Origin of the sequence: Alteromonas profundi (genome assembly GCF_010500865.1) — a bacterium.
In the GTDB taxonomy this organism is placed as follows: Bacteria; Pseudomonadota; Gammaproteobacteria; order Enterobacterales; family Alteromonadaceae; genus Alteromonas; species Alteromonas profundi.
Genome location: NZ_JAAAWN010000007.1, coordinates 81,897 through 105,995 on the forward strand (window position 1 = coordinate 81,897; position 24,099 = coordinate 105,995).

Annotated in this window: 20 protein-coding genes; 7 read left to right on the forward strand and 13 right to left on the reverse strand. The window is 44.8% G+C overall.

The features are described 5' to 3' along the window. Positions 1–14 precede the first annotated feature (14 nt). Genes GTH32_RS07205 through rluB form a run of 3 tightly spaced genes read left to right on the forward strand, consistent with a single transcriptional unit; the run spans position 15 to position 2,363 of the window. On the forward strand, positions 15–842 hold the full coding sequence (locus tag GTH32_RS07205; protein WP_163084569.1) for a segregation/condensation protein A: 828 nt from the start codon (positions 15–17) through the stop codon (positions 840–842). Next, on the forward strand, positions 829–1,425 hold the full coding sequence (scpB, locus tag GTH32_RS07210; RefSeq protein ID WP_163084570.1) for an SMC-Scp complex subunit ScpB: 597 nt from the start codon (positions 829–831) through the stop codon (positions 1,423–1,425). Before GTH32_RS07205 ends, scpB begins: the two co-directional genes overlap by 14 nt. 44 nt (positions 1,426–1,469) lie before the next feature. Then, positions 1,470–2,363: a 23S rRNA pseudouridine(2605) synthase RluB gene (gene rluB, locus GTH32_RS07215; RefSeq protein WP_163084571.1), complete on the forward strand. Its 894-nt coding sequence runs from the start codon at positions 1,470–1,472 to the stop codon at positions 2,361–2,363. On the opposite strand, the gene GTH32_RS07220 is transcribed toward rluB, so the two are convergent. Further along, a complete protein-coding gene (locus tag GTH32_RS07220) occupies positions 2,360–3,118 on the reverse strand; it encodes a type 2 periplasmic-binding domain-containing protein (protein WP_163084572.1) in 759 nt (252 codons plus the stop codon). The genes rluB and GTH32_RS07220 overlap by 4 nt on opposite strands. A 195-nt stretch (positions 3,119–3,313) precedes the next feature. On the opposite strand from GTH32_RS07220, the gene dkgB reads away from it, so the two are divergent. Then, entirely contained in the window at positions 3,314–4,117 is an 804-nt protein-coding gene (gene dkgB, locus GTH32_RS07225) for a 2,5-didehydrogluconate reductase DkgB (RefSeq protein WP_163084573.1), read from the forward strand. A 40-nt stretch (positions 4,118–4,157) separates the two neighbouring features. Here dkgB and GTH32_RS07230 read toward each other — a convergent pair whose 3' ends face one another. Then, positions 4,158–4,727, reverse strand: a complete 570-nt coding sequence (locus GTH32_RS07230; protein WP_163084574.1) for a sugar O-acetyltransferase — start codon at positions 4,725–4,727, stop codon at positions 4,158–4,160. A gap of 29 nt (positions 4,728–4,756) precedes the next feature. Further along, positions 4,757–5,425, reverse strand: coding sequence for a DUF4097 family beta strand repeat-containing protein (locus GTH32_RS07235; protein ID WP_163084575.1), 669 nt, complete (start codon positions 5,423–5,425; stop codon positions 4,757–4,759). An 887-nt stretch (positions 5,426–6,312) separates the two neighbouring features. Between GTH32_RS07235 and GTH32_RS07240 the strand changes: the two genes are divergently transcribed. Then, the gene (locus GTH32_RS07240; RefSeq protein WP_163084576.1) at positions 6,313–7,608 is read left to right on the forward strand and encodes a DUF445 domain-containing protein; all 1,296 of its coding nucleotides are present in this window, start codon (positions 6,313–6,315) and stop codon (positions 7,606–7,608) included. 27 nt (positions 7,609–7,635) lie between these two features. On the opposite strand, the gene tmpT is transcribed toward GTH32_RS07240, so the two are convergent. The 9 genes from tmpT to GTH32_RS07285 all read right to left on the reverse strand — a co-directional run bounded on the left by tmpT (position 7,636) and on the right by GTH32_RS07285 (position 16,951). After that, a complete protein-coding gene (gene tmpT, locus GTH32_RS07245) occupies positions 7,636–8,277 on the reverse strand; it encodes a thiopurine S-methyltransferase (RefSeq protein ID WP_163084577.1) in 642 nt (213 codons plus the stop codon). Positions 8,278–8,386: 109 nt separating this feature from the next. Next, complete coding sequence (locus GTH32_RS07250; protein ID WP_163084578.1) at positions 8,387–8,743, reverse strand: outer membrane protein assembly factor BamE; 357 nt, start codon at positions 8,741–8,743, stop codon at positions 8,387–8,389. Between the two features lie 119 nt (positions 8,744–8,862). Continuing rightward, entirely contained in the window at positions 8,863–10,548 is a 1,686-nt protein-coding gene (gene recN / locus GTH32_RS07255) for a DNA repair protein RecN (RefSeq protein ID WP_163084579.1), read from the reverse strand. A gap of 245 nt (positions 10,549–10,793) precedes the next feature. Further along, complete coding sequence (dps, locus tag GTH32_RS07260) at positions 10,794–11,303, reverse strand: DNA starvation/stationary phase protection protein Dps (protein WP_163084580.1); 510 nt, start codon at positions 11,301–11,303, stop codon at positions 10,794–10,796. A 327-nt stretch (positions 11,304–11,630) separates the two neighbouring features. Continuing rightward, positions 11,631–12,506 carry an NAD(+) kinase gene (nadK, locus tag GTH32_RS07265; RefSeq protein ID WP_163084581.1) on the reverse strand — a complete coding sequence of 292 codons (876 nt, stop codon included), beginning with the start codon at positions 12,504–12,506 and terminating at the stop codon, positions 11,631–11,633. Between the two features lie 67 nt (positions 12,507–12,573). Further along, on the reverse strand, positions 12,574–13,341 hold the full coding sequence (locus GTH32_RS07270) for a 3-hydroxybutyrate dehydrogenase (RefSeq protein WP_163084582.1): 768 nt from the start codon (positions 13,339–13,341) through the stop codon (positions 12,574–12,576). Continuing rightward, the gene (locus tag GTH32_RS07275; RefSeq protein ID WP_163084583.1) at positions 13,334–14,380 is read right to left on the reverse strand and encodes an extracellular catalytic domain type 2 short-chain-length polyhydroxyalkanoate depolymerase; all 1,047 of its coding nucleotides are present in this window, start codon (positions 14,378–14,380) and stop codon (positions 13,334–13,336) included. Before GTH32_RS07275 ends, GTH32_RS07270 begins: the two co-directional genes overlap by 8 nt. Positions 14,381–14,390: 10 nt before the next feature. After that, complete coding sequence (locus GTH32_RS07280; protein ID WP_163084584.1) at positions 14,391–15,641, reverse strand: E22 family MetX-like putative esterase; 1,251 nt, start codon at positions 15,639–15,641, stop codon at positions 14,391–14,393. A gap of 14 nt (positions 15,642–15,655) precedes the next feature. Next, positions 15,656–16,951 (reverse strand): GntP family permease, encoded by a 1,296-nt coding sequence (locus GTH32_RS07285; protein ID WP_163084585.1) that lies wholly within the window; start codon positions 16,949–16,951, stop codon positions 15,656–15,658. 266 nt (positions 16,952–17,217) lie between these two features. Here GTH32_RS07285 and GTH32_RS07290 point away from each other — a divergent pair, with 266 nt between their 5' ends. Together GTH32_RS07290 and GTH32_RS07295 are read left to right on the forward strand one after the other, a co-directional pair. Beyond that, on the forward strand, positions 17,218–19,536 hold the full coding sequence (locus tag GTH32_RS07290; protein ID WP_163084586.1) for a TonB-dependent receptor: 2,319 nt from the start codon (positions 17,218–17,220) through the stop codon (positions 19,534–19,536). A gap of 168 nt (positions 19,537–19,704) precedes the next feature. Then, the gene (locus GTH32_RS07295) at positions 19,705–20,343 is read left to right on the forward strand and encodes a response regulator (protein ID WP_343033396.1); all 639 of its coding nucleotides are present in this window, start codon (positions 19,705–19,707) and stop codon (positions 20,341–20,343) included. A 28-nt stretch (positions 20,344–20,371) separates the two neighbouring features. On the opposite strand, the gene GTH32_RS07300 is transcribed toward GTH32_RS07295, so the two are convergent. After that, positions 20,372–23,920, reverse strand: coding sequence for a PAS domain-containing hybrid sensor histidine kinase/response regulator (locus GTH32_RS07300; protein WP_163084587.1), 3,549 nt, complete (start codon positions 23,918–23,920; stop codon positions 20,372–20,374). Between the last annotated feature and the right edge of the window lie 179 nt (positions 23,921–24,099).

Consider the following 24,099-nt stretch of genomic DNA (forward strand, 5'->3'; position numbering starts at 1 on the left):
ATGTTAAGGAACTTGTGTTGAGTAATGAGGCCTCTACGCCAGCACCCATTCAACAGCCGCTTCCGTTAGCGTTTGTTAATGGTGAAGCGCTGATTGAAAAACCGGAAGACCTATTTATTCCGCCTGACGCCCTTGAGGTGATACTAGACACCTTTGAAGGGCCGTTAGACTTATTGCTCTATCTTATTAGAAAGCAAAAGTTTGACATTACCACATTGCCCATCGCCGTAGTTACTAAGCAGTATATGGAATATGTTGATGCCATGATGGCCTTGAAGCTTGAGTTGGCGGCGGAATATTTGCTAATGGCCGCCATTCTAGCTGAAATTAAATCGCGATTGTTGCTACCAAAACGTAGCGATGAAAGCGATGATGAGGGCGATCCTAGGGCTGAACTTATACGTCGTCTTAGGGAATATGAGCTTGTTAAGAACGCAGCGGAAGATTTAGACGCCCAACCACGTTTGGAGCGCGATTTATTTATACCCAATGTTGCACTTAGTGAGAGTATCGCGCCAGTGCGGGTAGACCCCAGCGTGAGCTTAGCGGAAATTGTCTTAGCCTTTAGTGGTGCGATGAAGCGCGCAGCGGCGTTTGAACATCATACTATCGAGCGCGAAGCGTTAAGTACCAGAGAGCGAATGTCCTACATATTAAGCATAGTAACGAAAGACCAATTTACTCCCTTGGAGGCGTTGTTTACCCTTGAGGAAGGGAAATCTGGTGTGGTGGTAAGCTTTCTTGCACTCTTAGAGTTGGTAAAAGAACAATTAATATTTTGCATTCAGGCAGGTCCTTATGCGCGAATTCATGTAAAATTGGGTAGCCATGAAGAAGATTAACACCGCCCAGCTTAAACAATTGGTTGAAGCCGCTATTTTTGTGGCCGAGAAGCCGATATCAAAACAAGAGCTTAAAGACTCGGTGTTAGGTGAATTTGAGGTGGCGGATAGAACGCTAAGCAAGATAGTAAACGAGCTTCAACGGGATTATCAGCCCCGTGGCATTCAGCTAGTGGAGGTGGCAAGTGGCTATCGTTTTCAATCGCTGGATGCATTAAGCCCGTGGCTTAGTAAGCTGTGGCAAGAAAATGCGCCAAAATATTCCCGCGCCATGTTGGAAACCTTAGCGCTGATCGCCTATCGCCAACCAATTACTCGCGGAGAGATTGAGCAAGTGAGAGGGGTGGCGGTAAGTAGCAATATTATGAAAACACTCACAGAACGAGGTTGGGTTAGTTTGGTGGGCCATAAAGAAGTGCCAGGAAGGCCTGCTTTATACGCCACAACAAAAACTTTTTTGGACTATTTTTCGTTGTCTTCACTATCAGATCTTCCTAGTGCCGACGCATTTGAAACAATGACGGAAAATGAACAATCATCCTCGTCGCTTAAGGTGTTAAATGAGGCACCGTCTAATCAATAAGACCGTGCGACCGTAAACAAGCAAAATAAAGAGTGATATAAACCATGACTGAAAAGTTGCAAAAAGTACTGGCCAACCAAGGGCTAGGTTCGCGACGAGAAATGGAACGTTGGATAGAACAAGGGCGTGTATCGGTAAATGGCTCGGTGGCCACTTTAGGCGACCGCGTTGACGCAAGCGCGCAAATTCGCGTAGATGGCCACCTATTGTCCCGCCAAACAGAACAACCGGTTTGTCGTGTGCTTATGTATAACAAGCCGGAAGGTGAGCTATGTAGCCGTCACGATCCTGATGGTAGAGACACAGTATTTGATCGCTTGCCAGCCATTCGTCTTGGCCGCTGGATAACGGTGGGCCGGCTCGATATGAATACCAGTGGATTACTGTTATTCACTAACGATGGTGAACTGGCGAACCGCTTGATGCACCCTAAATGTGAAGTAGAGCGTGAGTACGCTGTGCGTGTATTTGGTGAAGTGACCAATAAAACATTGAGTACCCTGCAAAAGGGGGTAATGCTGGATGATGGTGAAGCGAAGTTTTTAAGCATAGCTGGTAAGCCAACGCCCATCGATGCTGAAGAAGAAAGCATGAACCGCTGGTTCAACGTTACCCTTAAAGAGGGACGTAACCGTGAAGTTAGAAGGTTATGGGAATCGCAAGGCGTACAGGTTAGCCGCCTAATCCGAGTAAAATACGGGCCGTTAGAATTACAAAAGCGTTTGCCGCAAGGGGCGTGGGTAGAACTGGGCCTTGAAGATGTAAACGCATTGCGCGATATCGTTCAGTTGCCTGAAGAAACGCAGTCGATGGTAGACGTTCGTCAAAACAAGCTCGATCATGTTCGCTTAAGCCGCATGCGCCGCTCAGTGAAAAAGCACAAAATTCGTAAAGAGCAAACGGGTAAGAAACGTATTGGCAAGCACGCCAAACGCTAACTGCACGCTTGATTCACCGCCACGCCATAATGCTGAGCCAGCATGTCTATGGTGTGGCGGTTTTCTTTTATAAACTGGTTTAAGGCATTAATCACGCTGGGGTGAGATTGTGTCGATACCGCGTACTTAACCCCCGCAGCAGAAACATTTTCTGCGGTGGCCACTAAACTCGGTTCGTGGCCTAATTGCTTTAACTGTTCCTCTATAGTAGCAATATTTAAATCTATTGCATCCACCATCCCTGTTAGCAACATTCGAGTAAGCACACGAATGGAGCTTTCATACGCTACTTCCATCGAACCTTCTTCTATTCTAGCTTGCCATTTTTCTGCAACTGTAAAGCCGCTAAGTAGGCCCACAGTTGAAATTTCCTTTTTATCAATATACCGGTTTTTAGCCAGTACCACGGTGGTATCACATACTGTTATAAGTGGCTCGCTGTACATAAGCGTTTCGGAAGTGCTGTGTGTCCAGCGCGGATTATCGGGTAAGCGCAAATCAATAGCATGATCTTTAAACCAGTAGTTAAACCGTTGAAGGGGAAGGGGGATAAAGTCTAACTCTATTTGATTTTTCTGCGCAAAACGCACAAATATGTCGCTAAATAATCCACGATGTGAATTGGTAGTAAAGTCCATGACAGGGTAATAATTCATGTTCTCTACGCCAACCCGCAGCACATTTTTTTCGTTCGCATGCACGCCCATAGGTACTAGATACAGGCTAAAGAGCAGAAATAATATCGATTTTCGCATGTTATTTTTTATTATTATTAGTATGGACCGGAAGGATACTTATTCAATTAAGGTAAGGCTACCTTTTTTACCATTCAACCTTAGTTAAGCAAAGTTCAGCTATCTTTACGAATGTAGAGTAAAGGCGATCTCCTTGCCATGCGACTGCGTAGCAAAGCATACGAATCAAATGTTGCACATTGTAAGGAGTTAATCATGAAGCATATGCCACAGATAGGAATGGGAACATTTCGTCTAGAGGGAACAGAAGCTACGCAAGCGGTAACTGATGCATTAAATGTAGGGTTTAGGCACGTTGATACCGCGCAGTTTTATGGCAATGAAGAAAATGTAGGTGATGCGATTAAGACGAGCGGCATCGCTCGTTCCGATCTTTTTGTTACTACAAAAGTGTGGCATGAGTCGCTAGGTAAAGATAAATTTATGCCAAGTGTGCATGAGAGCTTGGCAAAACTTAAGCTAGAGTATGTTGATTTACTGCTTATCCATTGGCCTTACCCTGGCGATGATATTTCTTTAGAAAGCTACCTAAAAAACTTGAAAGAGGCCAAAGAACAAGGTTTAGCACGCCATATCGGTGTTTCAAACTTTACGATCGAATTACTAGAGCAAGCTGAAGCTATTTTGGGCAAAGGCGAAATTTATACCAACCAAATAGAATTGCACCCGTTCATGCAAAACCGACAGGTGGTAGAAGTTTGTCGGCAAAAAGATATTCGCGTTACCGGTTATATGCCATTCGCAGTGGGGAAAATAATGAAAAATGATGGGTTAAAAGCGATTGCAGATGCACATGACACGACGCCCGCTCAGGTAGTATTAGCATGGATGGACAAGCGAAACATTCACGCCATCCCGTCCTCAACAAATAAAAAGCATCTTGCGCAAAACATAGCTTATACCGATATAACGTTAACAAACGAAGAGTTAGCCACCATCGATGACTTAGACAACGGGGAGCGTATTGTCGACCCTGATTTTGCCCCTAAATGGGATTGATACGAAAAGTATTCCGGTGAGTAAACCGTAGGGCGTGCTTTTACGCGCCCTCTTCTGGATAAACTTTCCTAATAATTTTGGCAGGGTTTCCGCCGATAACCACGTTATCGCCAAAACTTTTCGTTACTACCGCGCCAGAGGCCACCACTACATTATCGCCTAAGGTTACCCCGGGATTTATCACCGCCATACCGCCAATCCAGCAGTTATTGCCCAATGTGATAGGCTTAGCATACTCGATACCGCTAGCCCGAGCGACAGGATCTATAGGGTGGGTTGCGGTGTAAATTCCAACTTGTGGGGCAATCATGCAATTGTCACCAATAGTGACTTTGGCTGCGTCTAGAATGACACAATTAAAATTTGCATAAAAATTCTCGCCTACGGAAATATTTTCCCCATAGTCGCACTTGAACATAGACTCAATATAAAGGCGCTTTCCTGTTTTAGCGAACAGTGATTTGAGCAAGCGTGTACGGGCTTTATGCTCAGTTTGGCACGTGCTATTGAGGATATCTAGTTGCTGGCGACATACTTTGCGTAATTGAGTGAGCGTCTTATCGGAAGGGTAGTACAACTCGCCAGCAAGCATTTTTTGTTGTTCTGTCATAGCTTCAACGTTAAGTAAAAGCCAGCACCTTACTGTTTAGATGAATACCTGACAATAACTTTTTGTTGATGATCGGCGTTTTCTAAATTGAGTTCGACAGGACGTTCAAGAATGATGTTACCTTCAAGAAGCACGGTAGAAGCTATTGATAAGGTTGGCATGCTATCTGTATCGAACCAACGGCTCTCAGGCTTGTGATAAATAATATCACCCACTATGACACTTTCGCCTTCAACGGATATATCCCCGTTGAGACTTTCAATGTTTTTGCCAATATGGGTAGTAGAAAGCACGATATCGCCGTTTATCGTTTCTATGGAGTTAGTGATCTGGCCTTTATTATCAATAAAAATATCACCATTTACCGTTTCTATACTTTGTGCAACACGAAAATGAGTACCAGCATCTATATCACCATTAACGATATCGATGGAATTAACCTGTACATGGTCTTCTATATCTAAACTACCATTTACGATACTAATATCATCGGCGCGGGCATGGCTATCCAGTTCCACATTACCGTTAACGGATGAAATGTTACCCGCATAATCATGCTCGTCTACGTCTATATTACCTAAAACACTGCTAATTCCGTCGCCTTCAAAACCTTGACCGCTGTCTATATGAATTAAACAGCCAGATAAAAACGTGGTTGAGCAGATCAGTAAGGCAGCAGTGAGGGGAGTCTTTGTCATGGTAAGTCCTTGTAGCTTATTTTTATGGATATAGAGCACATGTGTGGTATTAACTTACTGAAAAGCAACGTATATGCCATTATAAATTTTCGTTTAAAATCAGTAAGCTAAGGTTGTTGTGAAAAGGTTGACATAAATTAAATAAACGATGGCACTAAATAACGACAATATTCGCTAACCATTAGTCATTTTCACACTCACCCAGCCCTAGGCATTCAACGTTCGCTCTCCGCAAATAGGACAGTCGCAAATAGGACAGTCACACATTCGCATAGTGATTAAATTGGACAGTCATAGTTTGCGGGCTATTTAGTGCAAGGAACGCTAAGTAGGACAGTCATAAATATTCGCATAAGGGTTAAATTGGACAGTCATAGTTTGCGGGCTATTTAGTGCAAGGTACGCTAAGTAGGACAGTCACACATTCGCATAGGGATTAAATTGGACAGTCATAGTTTGCGGTCTATTTTGTGCAAGGTGCACGAAGTAGGACAGTCATACATATTCGCATAATGCACGAAGTAGGACAGTCATGAATATTCGCATAAGGGTTAAATTGGACAGTCATAGTTTGCGGGCTAATTTGTGCAAGGTACGCTAAGTAGGACAGTCACACATATTCGCATACGGGTTAAATTGGACAGTCATAGTTCGCGGGCTAATTTGCGCAAGGTGCGCGTAATTTGCGTATACCATAGGTGAGTTTTTACCGTGCCTTGAAAGACGGCGCGTTGTTTGCACTTGTTTGCACTTATTAGCAGTTGTTTTCAAATGTTTGCGGTTGATTTCACTAACGCAGCTTATAGTAAGTATATTAATTAGGTTGTGTGAAAGTAACCAGTTAATGGATTAAGGGAAAATAGAATGATGTTTTTGGAAAGTTACTTATGCTAGATAAATCTGCCCAACTCAACCAAGCTAAACGTATGGCTCTTGCTTGTCTGATTTTTGCTGCAGTGGTGTTTGTTGCGGCCACTTGTACCCAAGTCTATTTCCCACAACTGGCGCAGTCAAAATGGTTAGGGTTAGTTAAAATGGCGAGCGAAGCGGCCCTTATCGGTGGGTTGGCAGATTGGTTTGCTGTCACAGCGTTGTTTAAACCGATACCTCGAAAGTATCCAATTCCTCACACCAATATTGTCGCTAACAATAAACATGCTATTGCTGATAATTTAGCATTGTTTGTTAAAGAAAAATTCTTTCACGTTACAGCCATTGAGCAACTTATTGCGTCCAGTCATCCGGCTAAAGGTGCCGGGAGGTGGCTGTCAAACGAACAACACGCTGCCAGGTTAAGTCGCTTTTTATGTGACGCACTCGCTGGAATGTTAACTGTTTTAGACGATGCGCCGGTTAAACGCTTTATCGCGAAAACGGCGCAACGTGGTATTGAAGAGGTCGATTTAAGGCAACTTATTGCTACTGTTTTGGCAAGTGTAACCCGCGACAGGCAGCATCAAGTAATATTAGACAAATTGTTGGGTAAACTTGCGCAATTGCTCGCTGAACCTGATACCCAAGAATATATTGCTGAAACTTTAGTGGTGTGGCTGAAAACTGAACACTCGCGTATTGAAAAGTTATTGCCGTCTAGCTGGTTAAGCGAACAAGGGGCTTTGATTGCTGTGCGAGCAGTATCGCATATGCTAGATGATGTATATGCTGATGCACAGCATCCCCTTCGATACGCGTTTGATGAACAGGTGGACAGTTTTATTGAAGCCGTCAATAGCAGCGATGATATGGAACAAAAAATTTCCCAATTTAAGCAAAAGCTAATTCACGATCCTGCATTGAAACGTTATTTGAGTCACACCTGGAATTCACTTCAACGCACTATGCTGACTTCGCTAAAAAATAAAGAAGGCAAGGTTGAAACGAAGGTGGCGGGGTGGTTGAAAGGGCTAGGTGACACCTTACTACATGATGACAGCTTAGCGAGCACTTTTGACGCTCACATCGGTGAGGCGGGCAAATATATGGCGCCAGAATTAGCTGAGTTTTTAACGCGCCATATTCGCGACACAATAAACAGTTGGGATGAGTCAGAAATGGCCAGCCAAATAGAACTCAATATTGGGCGAGATCTACAAAAGGTAAGAATAAATGGCACAATTGTGGGCGGGTTAATAGGCGCCATTCTATTTGTAATTGAACAGGCAATATTCGCTAGTGCTGGGTAGCCTTTTCGGTACCTTAGCCCACTATTTCTAGAGTCTAGGAATGAGATGAAAGGCAAGGTTGGTGGCATCAACTTTGCCTTTTAAGCCGCCCTCTAGCGTAGTCGCTGATAATAACGCGATTTCGTAATAATCATTGTACAGAGACGAAACCATAGATTCACTTACGCAAAAAGGCGGGCCTGGCAGTTGAGTTTGGTCATACTCAAATGTAATAAGCAGTTGCGGCGCATTATCGGTTATAGCGCGAATGTGTGCGCTGTAACGCTCGCGTAGCGATTGCGGTAACGCCACCAAGGCTGCGCGGTCGTAGACTCCCGTAATATTGCCGATATCATTAGCACTAAGTGAGAATATATCACCCTGAAACACGGTGATATTTAACCCTTGATATAAGGTGGTATGCTTAAGCTCTGTTACTTTGGGTGTAATGTTTAATTCGTCGAACAATTGCGTGATAGCTAGCGCACTAAGCTCGGCACCTATTACTTCACAGCCTTTTGATGCCAACCAGCCCACGTCTTTACTTTTGCCACAAAGGGGAACGAAAACTCGCGGGTTAGCCGGTTGCAATAGCGTACTTGCATGTGCAAGTAATAACGCGTTGCCCTGTGGTTCATGAAAGCCAATTTGGTTGCTTTCCCACTTACTATGCCAAAAGCTATGTTCCATATGTATTCTCACTGTTTAGGCAGTTCAACGAATAGGCTACGCAGGCTGTATAAAATAAAACGCAACTACAGCCACATATTAAAAACGCGATGAATGTATTTAATGAACGTTAGCTGTCTAACGGAGTATCGAATTCTTCAGATAATTCAAAGTCACCTTCTACGGTGGCAACTTTACCGTCCACAAAGTTAATTACTAACTGCTTTTGAAAATCTTCGCCGCGTTTTCTCATTCCACGTTTCATATCGTACACATAGTACCAGGTCGAATCGTCAAAAGAGTCCTGCACCACTGGGTTACCTAAAACATAAATAACCTGTTCTTTGGTCATCCCAACCCGCAGTTTCTTAACGTCCCGTTGATCAAGAAAGTTTCCTTGCGGAACATCAATACGATATATCCAGTTTGAACAAGCGGTTGAGGTTAGTGTTATGCCAAGTATTACTAATAAGTGTTGCAACTTCATGCGTAAATCAGTCCAGTATTGCTTTTTATTTATTCCCCAACAACAAATAGATGGCTGGGGTGTTTTCGTGCAAGCGCGTTGGCATGCTACCTTGACAACTATGACCAATCAACTTCATTTTAGTTCGATGATGCACTTTTCAATAGCTCTTTTGCATTCGCTAACGCCGATTTGGTTACTTTGTCGCCAGCCAGTAACCGTGCAAGTTCATCTATTCTATCTTGCTTAGTTAAAGGAAGCATCTGAGTTTCGGTTGTCTCACCATTGGTTTGTTTTGTTACAAATAACTGATTGTGTGCTTGCGCAGCAACTTGAGGTAAATGGGTAACGCACATTACTTGTGCTCGCTGGCCTAATCTGCGAAGCAGACCACCTACGATAGAGGCTGTAGGTCCGCTAATACCTGTGTCTACTTCATCGAAGATCATAGTGGGTGTAGCGTGACTATCACTGGCAATCACTTGAATGGCTAACCCTATCCGAGAAAGCTCTCCACCTGATACGACTTTATCCAGTCTGTCTGCGGGTTGGCCTGGGTTCGTTGAAACATGAAATTCCACACTGTCTTGGCCAAAAGCACTCGGTTTACGCAGTTCGTCAAACGACACATTTATTTGCACCTTCGCATGAGGCATGTTCATCTGGCGTATCTGCGTTTCAATATCAGCGGACAATTTTTTGCCAGCTAAGACACGTGCATCAGATAAAACCTGCGTCGCTGTGAGGTAGTCTTTTTTAAGTTTATTCGTTTCTTCTTCTAGCGAACAAAGTTGCGTTTCTTGATCGCTAAGTAAATCAAATTCTTCAAGTAATGCTTGATGGTGGCTATACAGCGCCTCGGGCATAACATTGTGTTTACGGGCAAGATCCATGGCTTTGCTATAGCGGGCTTCTACTTGCTGCAGCCTAAGGGGATCTATTTCAAGTGCGTCACAATATTGGCGTAATTCACCGGCGGCTTCTTCAACTTGAATGGCTGCATCGTTTAGCATGGTTAATATGGGTGTTAAGCTCGCATCGTGCGCTTCTAGTTCGCCCAACCTATCTACGCTGCTTTGAATCACCGAGAGTGCATTGCCTTCATCATTTTCAAATAATTGATAGAAACTCGTTTGGGCTTGCTCTAGTAAACTTTGCCCGTTACTCAATCGCTTATGCTCTACTTCTAATTCAGTAAATTCTCCCTCTTCTAACGCAAACTCGTTGAGCTCTTTTACTTGGTAGGTAAGCAAGTTAAGGCGGTCTTCACGCTGCTGTGCCTGTGCTTTAATTTCGGCCAATGTACGTTGTTTCTCTCGCCACAGTGTGAACGTATTTTTAACGCTTATGAGAGCTTCGTTATGGGCGCCAAAGCTATCAATTAGCTGGCGCTGATAGTCTTCTTTTAATAACTGTAGGTGGGTGTTTTGCCCATGTATAGCAAGCAAAAATTGGCCTAACCCTTTAAGTTGCTGAAGCGAGGCTGGAACGCCGTTAATAAAGGCCTTAGACCGGCCTTCTTTTGAAATAATACGGCGAATAAAGCAACTATTGTCGTCTTCATCAGAGGTCAATTCATGTTCGTCTAGATAGGCTTTCGCGAGAGGATTTTCGTTAAGAGAAAAATGCGCAATAATTTCTGCCTTGGTAGCGCCTACGCGCACTGCGTTGGCGTCGGCGCGCTCGCCAAGACACAGGCTAAGTGCATCAATGGCTATTGATTTACCCGCCCCAGTTTCACCTGTAATTGCGGTAAGGCCATTTTCAAGATGAACAGACAACTGTTTTACAACTGCAAAGTTCGAAATAGTAAGGTGCGCTAACATAGTTCCCCTCGCCAAAGATAAGCATGATATATGTACAGTGTGTAAATATATACAGTATTTTTCTGTTGTAAAGTGAAGTGTGCTTCTTTTTACGTCACTATTTTCTGCCATTTCTTAAATGGCATTTTAAATCAAAAGGATAAGCGTGAACGTGTAATGCTGTGTATAGGCATGCTACGTATCAAATACATAAAAAAGCCGGGAGCTACCCTAAGGTAGGTCCCGGCTTATGTTTAATATTTCGCTTATTGCTTCAGTTCGCCGCTACTCGACTCTAAGTGTGCGCGAACGAACCATTGAAATTGCTCAAGGTCGGCAAGCTGGCCCGTGATCATATCTTCTGATACAGGGTCAATTTCGCCAAGTAGGCCGATGGCTTTACGGTGGTCGCTATTTACCCCATCGTATACTTTGTCAAGCGCCACTAGATGGTCAACGACAAGGCCTTTACCTAACGAGTAATCTTCCCATGAACGCCCCTCAACAATAGCTTTTGGTGTTCCATTAGGTACGCCCCCTAGGGTAGCGATGCGTTCTGCTATTGTGTCTGTCATATCGCGTACAGCATCAACCTGAGGGTCTAGCATTTCGTGCACACCGATAAAATTAGGACCAACAACATTCCAGTGAATATGCTTAAGCGTAAGCTGCAAATCAAGCAGTGCTACTAAACGCTGGCTCAATACCTTCACGGTGCGTACCGCAGATTCATTGTCCATTCCAGGAGCCGTAAATTTGAAATCGTTATTACTCATGATGTCTCCTTCTTATCATTGAAATCATTTTAGGGCTTCGCGTCGCTCAATCACGAGCTAGCCAAGTTAATATAAGAAGTTGCAACCCGCGTGCCGAACCATAAGGGTAAGGTAACTATCAGATTTTAAATACAAATTTCTATGGAATTAAATTTTCTTTATTTTTCAGTGCGATAGATAAGAGAAAAAGATGCAGAGGTGTGTAAAATATGCAGAGGAAAGCAGTGGTGCTCACACGGAGCACTTTACTAGATAGGTTAACAATAAGGTGTAAGGGTAAGACGGGAAGGGCAAGGCATCGCCTCGCCATCACAGTGGCCACTAAAACTAATAAAGTTTGCTGCCCCAACCTAACTTTTTGCGCAGTACGTTAAAATAGCTATACCCTTTAGGGTGAACCAAGTGGAGTTTATCCGCGCCTTTATTTATTCGTATTTCGTCACCAGGCAATACAGGTAGCACGATATGGCTGTCACAGCTTACCTGTAACGAGTCACTGTTTACCTTTGAAACCTTCATTGATACCTGAGAATCCGCATCAACTACGATTGGACGGCTACTAAGCGTATGAGGAAACATAGGTACTAAGGTTAACGCATCTAGCTTTGGCATAATAATGGGGCCGCCTGCAGAAAGAGAATAGGCTGTCGAACCTGTGGGGGTAGCCACGATCAGTCCGTCGCTGCGTTGACTGAACACGAATTGCCCGTCTATGTATATTTCAAATTCCATCATATGCGCCACTTTGCCGTGATGGAGTACCACTTCATTAACGGCTGCATTATTGCTTTTAAGCTTTTCGTGGCGATACACGCCAACCTCAAGTAAAAAGCGCTCTTCTACTACACACTCTCCATTAAATATAAGGTCGAGTTGCTGGGTTATCTCATCGGGGTGGATATCAGTTAGAAACCCTAAATTTCCCCTGTTTACGCCTACCACATGAATATCGAAGCGCGCCAGCACCCGAGCTGCGCCTAACATGCTTCCGTCACCACCAACCACCACAGCCAGATCGGCTTCTTTACCAATGGTGACCAAATTGCAGGTTCTAAAGTTATCGGTTTCAAGTTCAACGGCAATACTTTCTTCCACCAATAATTTACAACCCTTGGCGATTAGGTATTGGGCGAGAATGTTAAGGCTATCGTGTGTGGCCTTGTGCTGAGGCTTTCCAATTAAGGCAATGGTTTGATAAGGCATGTAGTGCTAATGTGTTTTCCTTTCCAATGGCAGGACATTAGCACAGGTGTTTCCCAAAAGAAAAGCTTTACCGTGCGGTCCATCCTCCGTCTAAAATTATGGTTTGCCCGGTAATGTTGCGTGCACTGGCAGACATTAAAAATGAGGCTGAATCGGCAAGCTCTTCAACACTAATAAACTGTTTCTTTGGCATGGGCTCAAGCATTATTTTATTTATCACGTCCTCTTCGGTTAAGTTGTTCTCTTTCGCTTGTGCTGAAATTTGCTTCTCTACTAGCGGTGTTTTCACATATGCAGGGCATAGGGTGTTGATGGTCACATCACAGTCGCCGGTTTCAAGGGCTATTGTTTTAGCAAACCCTAATAAGCCATGTTTTGCGGCCACATAGGCCGACTTATACGGCGATGCCACAACAGAATGAATTGAGCCTACATTGATAATACGCCCAAAATTTTGTTTACGCATAGTAGGTAAAAATGCTTGGGTGAGCAGCGCTGGGCCCACTAGCATAATATTAATAAGCTGCTGCCATTTCTCGGGCGGAAAGTTTTCGATAGCGGAAACATGTTGAATACCTGCGTTATTGATAAGCACATCTACGCGAAGAGGGCTTAATAATTCGGGTAATTTGGCAACCTGCTGGGCATTACAAACATCTACTGCAATAGCGCTGGCACTGCCCTTATCACGGGCTAGTTCAACAGCAGCTTGCTGCGCCGCTTCTTCGTTAATGTCTGCAATTATTACGTGGTGGCCCTGTTTTACCATAACTTGCGCAATGCCAAAGCCTATACCGCTTGCGCCTCCAGTAATAAAAACGGTTCGTTTATTCACCTGTCGTCTCCTCAGTATTCTGTGTAGAAGCGGTATTAAGAGACGAAAGAAGGGCTTCAACAGCCTTAATTTGATCGCCCTCTCTATTGGCATAGTCCGGTGATGAATAACCCCACCAATCCCAACAACCTTGAGGGTTAAGCGGCATAAATAACGACTTTTTAGTTTGTGGGTACAACACCACCATATTGTTGTCATCGGCCCACGCATTTAGCCCTGTCTGCGTAGTGTAAGCATCACCCACCGCATCGGCGTATTGGTTGCATCCATGAAAGCTAATGTGAGCGCGGCAGCGTTCACCTTCAGCGCAACTTTTAGGTACGTATACAAAGCCTTCACTGGCCAGTGTTTTAGCATTGCTGCCAGCAATAGCGGTTTGATTTAACACGTAAAGTTGGCCCGACAGTGTATCGTCTGGGGGCGTTAAATCGCTAACCAAATGAGTTAGCATGTCACCGGCAGCGTCATAGCCGCAGTTACCAATATAAGGGCTTTGAGAGCTAGTACACTCGGTACCATTATGTTGAGTAGGAAATACATGTGCGATTGGTTTGTCGTTCACGTATTTTATGTTTTGGGTGTCTGTCCAACTCTTGTATTGTTCAAATAGTAAATCGCTTACTTCACGGATAACGCGGTTGTCGCGGGTACCATGAAACAGCCAAACTTTAGCGTCTTTTAGGTTACTCATATCCGCCAATTTACCCTCAGAAGCGTAGGTGGCCGCTTGTGCTGAAAGGCCGTTTACATCAATTTCGCCGTCTACCTTATTCACGCATTGGGCGAGGGCGGTGGTGATATCACCCTGAGCGCAATAGTAGGGGCCGCCTGCAAGCACACCCACGCCGCGTACCCAATCGCTATGGGCAAGGTGAAATTGAGTTGCCATATAGCCTCCAGACGAGAGTCCAGAGACGGTAACTTCGTTTAAATCGAGAGACAGCTTAGGCACTACTTTCTGATTTTCCTGTCCCTGCGCTAAGGGCGAAAGGCATAGCGCACTGGCCACTGCGCTTGCAATAAGTGTTGTTAGTTTCATAAATCGTCCTTTATTCGCTTTTTAAAAATTCGCGGATGGCGTCTGCGTGTGCCGATGCGTTTACCACACCTTCTAAGTGCCCCAGGGCGCCAGGCAAAGTAAGGTAATGACTTGTTACCCCATTGTCGGTCAAGCGTTTGTGGGCATCTTGCGCTAAATAGGGCATTAAAAGTAAATCGGATTGGGCGGGAATAAATAAGGTTTTAGCTTTTACGTCAGTAAGGCCCTGTTCTAGGTTTTGTTTATGTCCAGCTACAAAGAGTTGGCAGGCGCGAACTAAATACAGCAAATGGTTTGCATCCATCTTTTTACTACGCTCAAGTGCCCGTTGTTTCAACCAGCCTACAATCGAGTGAGAATGATTGATGCTCTCAAGCGGCCCTTGCTCAAGGTTTTTGAAGCCTAATTGCTCCCCTTGTTGGTTAAAAAACGTTGGCGTGAGCGCGTCTTGGGTAATTAACATTAGCGCCGCGGCTAAGCCTTGAGTAGGCGGGTTATCTTGGGTGTAGTCGCCATTATTCCAGTGACTATCAAGACGAATCGGGATGGCCCAATGTTCTAACGCTGCCGTGGTCCACGCATCGCTTTCTCCAGCGCCAATTACCGAAACCATACGCGGAACCCAGCTTGGGTATGCGCTAGCCCATTCGATGGCTTGCATAGAGCCCATGGAAGGGCCTACCACTGCGTGCAGTTTATTAATGCCCAAACTTTCAAGTAGGGCCTTTTGCACATTCACAAAGTCACGAATGGTCACCACCGGAAAATCAAGGCCGTAAGGCTGGCCAGTTTTAGGATTTATGGATGCAGGCCCTGTTGTTACTACATGTTCATCATAGGCATTTAAGTTCACTAAACTATCCACGCTTACAACATAAAAACGGTCAGTATCAATGGCTTTGCCCGGGCCAATAATATTGTCCCAATAGCCAGGTGCGGCGTCGTCTGAATGATATTTCCCTGCCGCATGTGACGTTCCCGAAAAGTAATGGGTAATGAGCACAACATTGTCTTTTTCTGGGGTTAAGCTACCGTAGGCCTCCCAACCCACGTTCACATTTTCAATGGTTTTGCCGCCAAAGGTAGTAAAGGTAGGTAACGAAAAGACTTGTTTTTCCACCAACAAGGGGGCGTTTTTTTGTGCCGCAACGGGGGCGGTTTCTGCCTTTAATTGCTGTGCTAGAAGTGTTACCAATATACACGCCACAGATAACCAGCCAAGCCAGGTACCGGGGCGAAATTTCAGGTAATGGTACTGCATATTCACGTCCTTTTTTACATTATGCTAAACAAGCCAATAGCCATGGCTAAACCAATTAGCGGCACCACCACAGTAAGCGCGCCCACCGCCCAATAAGCAGCCTGGTGGGTTTCGTGGCAAATAGCACGAATAGTTGTTACCACGTAACCGTTGTGAGGCAATGAGTCTAACGCACCGGAGGAAATTGACACAATACGATGCAACTGTTCCGCTTCCACACCTTGGTCGAGGTAATGAGGGCCAACGAGGGGGAGCGCTATCGCTTGTCCGCCAGAGGCACTTCCAGTTAAGCCAGCAATAACGCTCACTGCAATGGCTGCACCGATAAGCTCGTTACCGGGGATTTGCGTCATTAAATTCACGGTGTTTTGGAACGCGTCGGTATTTTTAGCTATAGCCCCAAACCCTACTACTGCGCTTGTATTACCAATTGCAATTAGGGCCCCTGTGGTGCCCGCGTTAATGGCTAACGAAACACTATGGAAGTGTTTAAAGTTGATAACCAGCAAGCAGAGTACTCCTCCTCCCAGCGCGAGGATAAGTGCTAGTTGCGCTAGCGATTCATGGAATAAAAAAGAAATGACTAACACCACAATCAGGGGCACGATACCGGTAAGAGGGTGGGGCAACTCTCTATCTCGAACCACAGGATCGCTCTCCCTTGCTTCAAACACTTCTCCGTTATTAATGGCTTTTCGCATCATTCTTGCCAACCACCAATAGCCGAACAGGGCCATAAAGACGGCAACAATGAGGCTAACTTCCCAGGCTGCAAAGGGTGAGGTTCCTAAATATTTTATCGGGATCCAATTTTGTATTTCTGGTGAACCGGCCGATGTCATAGTAAATGTCACCGAACCAAAAGCCATAGCCGCAGGAATAAAACGCCTAGGTAAGTTTGCATCTTTAAATAAGCTTACCGCCATTGGGTATACAGAGAAGGCCACAACAAACACGCTTACCCCGCCATAAGTTAATATGGCACAGGCTAACACTACCGCCAATACGGCTTGTTTATAGCCAATTTTACTTATGATCCAACGCGAGACCGAATCGGCCGCGCCCGTATCTTCCATAAATTTGCCGAACAGGGCGCCAAGTAGGAACATAAAAAACCACGAAGCGACAAATCCTGCAAACCCATTCATATAGGTTTCGACAAAATTTACGTCTCCGGTAAATACCGCAATATTGTTGGTAAGTGCTACTACTAGGGCACACAATGGAGCGGCAATAAACAGGTTCATCCCACGTATTGTTAACACAATAAGCAGTAATAACCCGCCAACTAAGCCAATCATACTTAACATATTCGTTTCCTTAAAGAATCTGTGACCGCAGATAATCCGGAACAGTTAAGTCGACAATTAAACCCGTAAAGCTACTGCCTGGCGGGTATCTGCCCGCTAAACGAATAACCTACTTCATTTCGAAATAAGAGTTTGACGTTACTTTTATGAAAATCCCATAGTACGATGGTACTACATACTGTTAACAAATAATTAACTAAAGTGATTCTCGACCGTAGGAAATGCATCCGGCAGTGAATAGAATTTAAAAAAACAAAGGACTCACTATGTCACTTACTCAACACACCAAACAGTATCCTGGAATGTTTACCACCGGCCGTACGTTATGTGCAGCTGCTGTGGCGGCAGGGTTATGTATATCACCCGCGTTTGCGCAACAACCAAACGATGAAGCAGAAGTGGAAAAAGGCAAATTAGAGCGTATTGAGGTTACTGCGCGTAAAACGGTGGAATCATTGCAAGAAACGCCCGTCGCCATTACTTCGGTGGGCGCAGCAGAGCTCGGCGAAAAGGGCATTAGCGTGCTCACAGAAGTGCAGCAATTCTCTCCAAATACAACGTTACAAACGAGCCGTGGTACTAACTCAACGCTTACCGCTTTTATTCGTGGTTTAGGTCAACAAGATCCGCTATGGGGCTATGAGCCAGGGGTAGGTATTTATGTTGACGATATGTACATTGCTCGCCCTCAGGGGGCTGTCTTAGATCTACTGGATGTAGAGCGTATTGAAGTGTTACGTGGTCCGCAAGGTACCCTGTATGGTAAAAACACGATTGGTGGCGCAGTAAAATATGTCACCAAAGAAATGAGCGGCGACACGCAGGTTAATATTGAAGCCACGGTGGGTAGTTACAGTCAACGAGATATTAAGTTAACCGGGCAAGTCCCGTTAGTGGAAGACACGGTTTATCTTGGTGTGGGCTATGCCAACCTCAATCGAGATGGTTTTGGTGAATATTTAATTAGCGCGTTACCCGGTCAGGACAAAGAAAACTACAATAAAGACCTCTGGGCCGCCCGTGTAACGTTAGAAATTCATCCCACAGAGGATTTATTCTTCCGTATAGGCTGGGATAAAACCGAAGATACCTCAAATGCCAAAGGCGGTTATCGTTTGCTGCCTAGTATACTAACTGACGCCCCTGTTCCCGATTCGAAATACGACTCGTACACCAGCTTACCAACCTGGAATAAAGTTGAGCTAGAAGGGTACAACTGGTTAGCACGCTATAATGTTTCGGAAAATTTAGAGCTTAAGTACATTGGCTCACATAGAGAAAGCTATTCGCCTACCAACATCGACTTTGACAACACAGCACTCCCTATTTTTGATGTTCCGGCAGAGTATGACGACAGCAACGATACCCACGAAGTGCAGCTTAATTATAGTGGTGAAGCGTATTCACTGGTGTCCGGCGTGTACCTTTATGATGGCGAATCATGCGGTAATTTCGATGCTATATTAGGAGTATTAGGCGAGTCGTTAGGGGCTCCAGGGCTTACCCGTGAAGTCTCTGGATGTAACAATTCAGAAAGCTGGGCGGCCTACGCGCAAGTAAATTATGACATTAACGAGAAGTTTTCCGTTTCTGTAGGCGCAAGATACACAGATGAAGAAAAAAGTGCACTGGTAAACAATGATCTCTATTTTGACAACCTATATCCTTATAGCGGCTGGATAGATGGCTATGTGAGACCTGATGGCGATTTAGTTCCACAGGTGCTAGGTAGCGACACAGATGGTGACGGCGTGCTTGATGCGCCTGCCGTAGAAAGCTGGTCCAGATTTACACCTCGAGTTGGCCTAGAGTATCAGATGAATCGCGATACCATGTTTTTTGCCAGCTATTCGCAAGGCTTTAAGTCAGGAACATTTAACCCTCGGGCTACCACGAACGAACCGGGTGTTGAACCTGAAATTGTAGATAGCTTTGAACTTGGTATGAAAAGCGATATTAACGATTCGCTACGTATGAATGTTACTTTGTTTACTTATGAGCACAAAGACAGACAATACATTGGCATTGAAGGTGACTTAAGCGATCCTACTGCCCTTGATCAACGCTTACGCAATGCAGCAGAAACATCGGCAACAGGTGCAGAAGTAGAGATGACCTGGGTTGCTTCAGACAACCTGCAATTTGACGCGGCTTATGGTTATATCGATTTTGAAATTGAGAAAAACAATGCCGTTCCTCCGCTTATTGGCCTCGCCAGCACGCCGGAAAATACCTTTAACCTTAATGCCAATTACATGTTAGAAACCAGCTTCGGTGATATTAGCTTTAACGCAAACTATTACTATCGTGGCGACTACTTGTTGTTTGAAACCAGCGATCTTATTGAACAAGATGCCTACGGCATGGTGAATTTAAGTGCCCGTTGGGAAAGCATGGAAGGCGATTGGTATGCGGGTATCCATGTTAAAAACTTAACTGACGAAGAGTATCTCGTTGGAGGCTATGACTTTGTTACCAGAGGTGAGAATGGAGAATTCGGCCCTGGACTTGGCGGCGATACAACTCTTATTGGCTACTATGGCGACCCGAGAACAGTACATTTAACCGTAGGTTACCGTTTCTAGTTAACCTGTAAATAACGAAGCTCGACCGCGCTATTCGTGGTCGAGCTTTTTTTCGTTTTATCTTTAGTAAATTTAGGTGTTCTCTAGCCCTTAGTGAAACGCTACCCTTATTTGGTAAGGACATGATATATTGTCTAAAATTAATGAGTTATCTAGAGAGGTGGCATCGTGGTACACACCCCCGTATTGATTGCTGATGATCATCCTTTATTCAGATCTGCCATGTGCCAAGCGCTTACCGAAGTGGTGGGCAATCGTCTATTTGAAGCCTCAAGTTTTAGTGAAACGCTGGAACAGCTACATAGTCAACGTGATATTGAACTCGTCTTTTTAGACTTAAATATGCCGGGCAATGAAGGACTGGCGGGGTTAACTGAAATTCAGTCACTGTTTCCTGATGTATTGGTAGTGATCGTATCGGCACAAGAGGAGCCTGCGATAATTCAAAAAGCAATAACACTTGGAGCCAGTGGTTTTATTCCTAAATCGGCGTCAATTACATGTATTAGTCAAGCCGTTACACAGGTACTTGATGGCGAACAATGGCTGCCCGATAATATGGCAGAGACGATTGCAAACTTACCGCCACAAGATGATGTAACCGAGCGTTTGGCCCAGCTTACCCCGCATCAATTTAAAGTATTAAAAATGGTTGCAGATGGCTTATTAAATAAGCAAATTGCCCACGAGCTTGATATTTCAGAGTCAACAGTTAAACAGCACGTTTCCGCGGTGCTTAAAAAGTTAAACGTTATTAATCGCACCAAAGCGGGCGTGGCATTTAAACACGCCATGGGAATGCACTAAACTACGGCTTCGCACAAACAAGGCCAACCTAGCGAACGTGGCGTTTAAGTATACGTTTTAGCGCAGGTGGTTTTACCGGTTTGGGTAGGTATTGCAGGTTTAGTGCGTCTGCTTTTTCCCTAATATTTTCTGCCCTATTCGCAGTAATTAAAATACCCGGCACAGGCTGTTGCCAAAACCGAGTAAGAGCCGCAACTACTCGCGTGCCGGTTTCATTATTATCAAGGTGATAATCAATAAGCATGGTATCAGGCGGGGTGGGCAGTTTTTCCCGCGCTTCTTGCTCGGTGCGCGCGGCTACAACCGTTGCGCCCCAACCCGCTAATAAGGCAGTCATGGCCGCGGTTACTTGCTCATCGTTTTCAAGCAACAGTATACGTTGCCCTTGTAAAAACTGGGTTTGCTCCGACACCGTACCTACTTTTGCCGGCCGTTGCCATGGGGCAGTAGAATAAGCCTGTGCGCTGCTTTGTTCGTTACATACATTAGGTATTACTCTTGGCAATTCTACACTAAACGCACTGCCGCGCTCTAATTCAGAGGACACATAAAGAGCATGCTCGAGCATCTTACAAATGCGCTCTACAATGGTAAGTCCCAGCCCTAATCCTTGAGTACTATGGCGACTGTCCAATTGATGAAACTCTGCAAATATTTCTTGTTGTTGGTGTTCAGCAATACCAAGGCCGGTATCAACAATGCAAAGCTGTACACATTGGTTCTGTGATATAATAGCTTGCTTAACCTGTGCTGCTGTAGTCTCATTTTGACCCTTTGCGCGTAATGTCGTCGCGCTTGTCGACTTACGACGAACGCCTACCAAAACCCTGCCTTGTTCGGTGTACCTAATGGCATTTGACAATAAATTTTGTGCCACACGACGAAGTAAATTTTTATCTGAATATACCCACACATGGGTTCTCACGTAATCAAGTCGTAGGTTTTTCTGCTGTGCGATAACACGAAATTCCTGCACCAATGGCCCAATCACTTCGTCTAATTTAAATGGGGTAGGCTGAGTCTCCAATACACCGCTTTCCAGCTTAGTCATATCAAGAAGCGAAGATAAAAGGTTTTCAGCACTGTGTAACGAGTTAACCACGCCTTCTGAGAGGGAAGCTAATTCGGTGTCTTGGGTTTTTTGTTTTAGCATAGCGGCGAACAACGTAGCGGCATTGAACGGTTGCATCAAATCGTGCCCCGCAGCGGCGAGAAATTTGGTTTTACTCTCGTTGGCCTTGTCGGCTTCAATTTTTGCTTGCTGCAATTGCTCGGTTCTGCGAGCCACCCGTACTTCTAACTCAGATTTAGCGTTTTCCAAGGCGTGCTGAATGGCAATATATTCTGTAATGTCGCTATAGGTGGTCACATACCCGCCGCCGGGCAGGGGGGAACCATTTAGTTCGATTACTTTGCCGTCTTGCTGTTTCCTAACATATTTATAGCGGCTACCTTGGCGCATAAAGGCCACACGCTTGGTAATTTCGTTCTTCGCATTTTCATTGTCGCCAAATAGCCCCCGTTCGGCGTTATAAGATAATATTTGTTCAATCGACATGCCTGCCTTTAATACCCCTTCGGGGTAATTAAACATCTCTATATATTTATCGTTCCACGCCAGAAGCTTAAGTTTCTCATCTAACACACTGATGCCTTGCTCTATATGCTGAACCGACGATTGCAATACTTCGTGATTAAACTGAAAAGATTGCGATGCTTCTTCTACCCAATCCACCAGTTCGGGTACATGTTCGCGATGAGAATGGGCTATAGCGCCGAGTAATATTCGCGCACTTGGTGCACCTACTTGCGCAGAAAGTAGGGTCTCTACCTGAGTCAAAAGCGCATGACTTGCATAACCTTCACCTACCGACTCTGCTATGTATTGGTTATCGGATGGGGGATTTAGGGCGGGGTGCAGGTGCTTATTTCTTGGTAATGATAGTTTATTCATTAGCGCATGATGGCTCTTTGCATCAAGCACCCGTGCGGTTAAAGCAGTTAAGTCGCCTATTTTAATGGCGAGCGCTGGTGGCGGCTGTTCGAAGGTGGTGGGAGCGTGGAGGGGGTGATCATTTTGACGGCTAAGCCAACTTACCAGTAAGAAAGCCTCTACATTTGCCAATAGCGAATAGCCAAACCCCAATGCTAATTGGTTATCTGAGGGGGGCGAGTTAAAATAATAGCTCGACATTATGCTGGGGTAGAGGAGGAAATAAAGCCAAGATGAGAAACCAGCAAATAGCCCCGCAACCGCCGCCTTTTTATTACTGCGTGACCAATACAAACCAAACATAAGCACCGGAAATGACTGCGCTAATAATGCAATAGCAATGATGCCGCTTGTTACCAAAGGCGCGGCTTGGCTAACATTTAGGTGATACCACAAGGCCACAGACAACACCACCAATACGGTAAGCCGGCGAATTGCCAATACCTTGCCTATTGCAAGTTCTTTACTGGCTTTTATATTGCGGGTGGGCTCAGCGCGTAGGCGCAGTTTCAACCACAGCGGGGTTATCAAGTTGTTCGACATCATAATGCCTAAAGACAGCGTAGCCACAATGACCATGCTGGTGGTGGCCGACAAGCCCCCAATAAAAGCAATAATAGAGATAGACGGGTTTTGTGCAAATAATGGTAACGCCAATACATACTCATCGGAATTTACGGTGGCCGGAAGCAGCGTTTTTCCTGCTAATGCCAATGGGATAAGAAATACGGTCATCCCCAATAAGTAAAGCGGAAATAGCCAGCGTGCTGTGCGAAGTTCGCCTTCGCCATTTAATTCTACAAAGTTCATGTGAAACTGGCGAGGCAGCACAAACATAGAACACACACCTAGCATAATGTGCGAGACATACACCCAAGGCGCACTGTCGGCTTGCATAACGTCACGGGCCGCGGGGCTTAAAGAAGACTGTACCACTAGGTCGAAAAAACCGTCAAACATATAAAAGCATACAAATATACCCACTACCCATAACGCTAACAGTTTAACTAAAGACTCAACAGCGATAGACAGTAATAAACCAGGGTGCTTTTCAGTAAGATTTAACGAACGGGTACCAAAAATAATAGCGAAGAGCGCCATTAGTGCAGCCATGTACAAGCTAACGTTCTGGCCACTTGATTCGGTATCAGATGTGATAAGGGCGATACTTTTGGTAATGGCGTCTAACTGCAAGGCAATATAAGGAATTACGCCCACAAAACACAACAAGGTTATTAACGCAGCAATAAGATGGGAGTGCTGGTACTTCAGCCCAATTAAATCGGCTAGCGAACTAATATTATGTTGTTGGCATAACCGACTTATGTGCAATACCACCGGAAAGGCAAATGCCATGGTAAGCATAATACCCATATACGTAGGCACAATCGCCCAGCCGTATTCACTGGCCTGCGAAGTGGTGCCAAAAAATGCCCACGACGTACAGTGAACGCCTAAGCCCAAACTATATAAAATAGGGTGTTGCCGATTATCTTTGAGGCGTTTCTCGCCCCAAAAGGCAAGCCCAAAAAGTAATAATAAATAAAGGCCAACTACTGTGCCGACAGTCCATATACTTAACATGTTTTTTTCCGTTTTATAGGCGCCTTTCACCCACAAGCAAACGTTAACATAATATTAACCATGCTGCACAAAGCAGTAAAAATAGCCGTCAAATCTGACTATTTTTACTCTATTCCATAAAAATATTGTGGTTACCCTTGAAGGCCGCTAAAGCAACCCCATAAATAAGCGCAACAGAC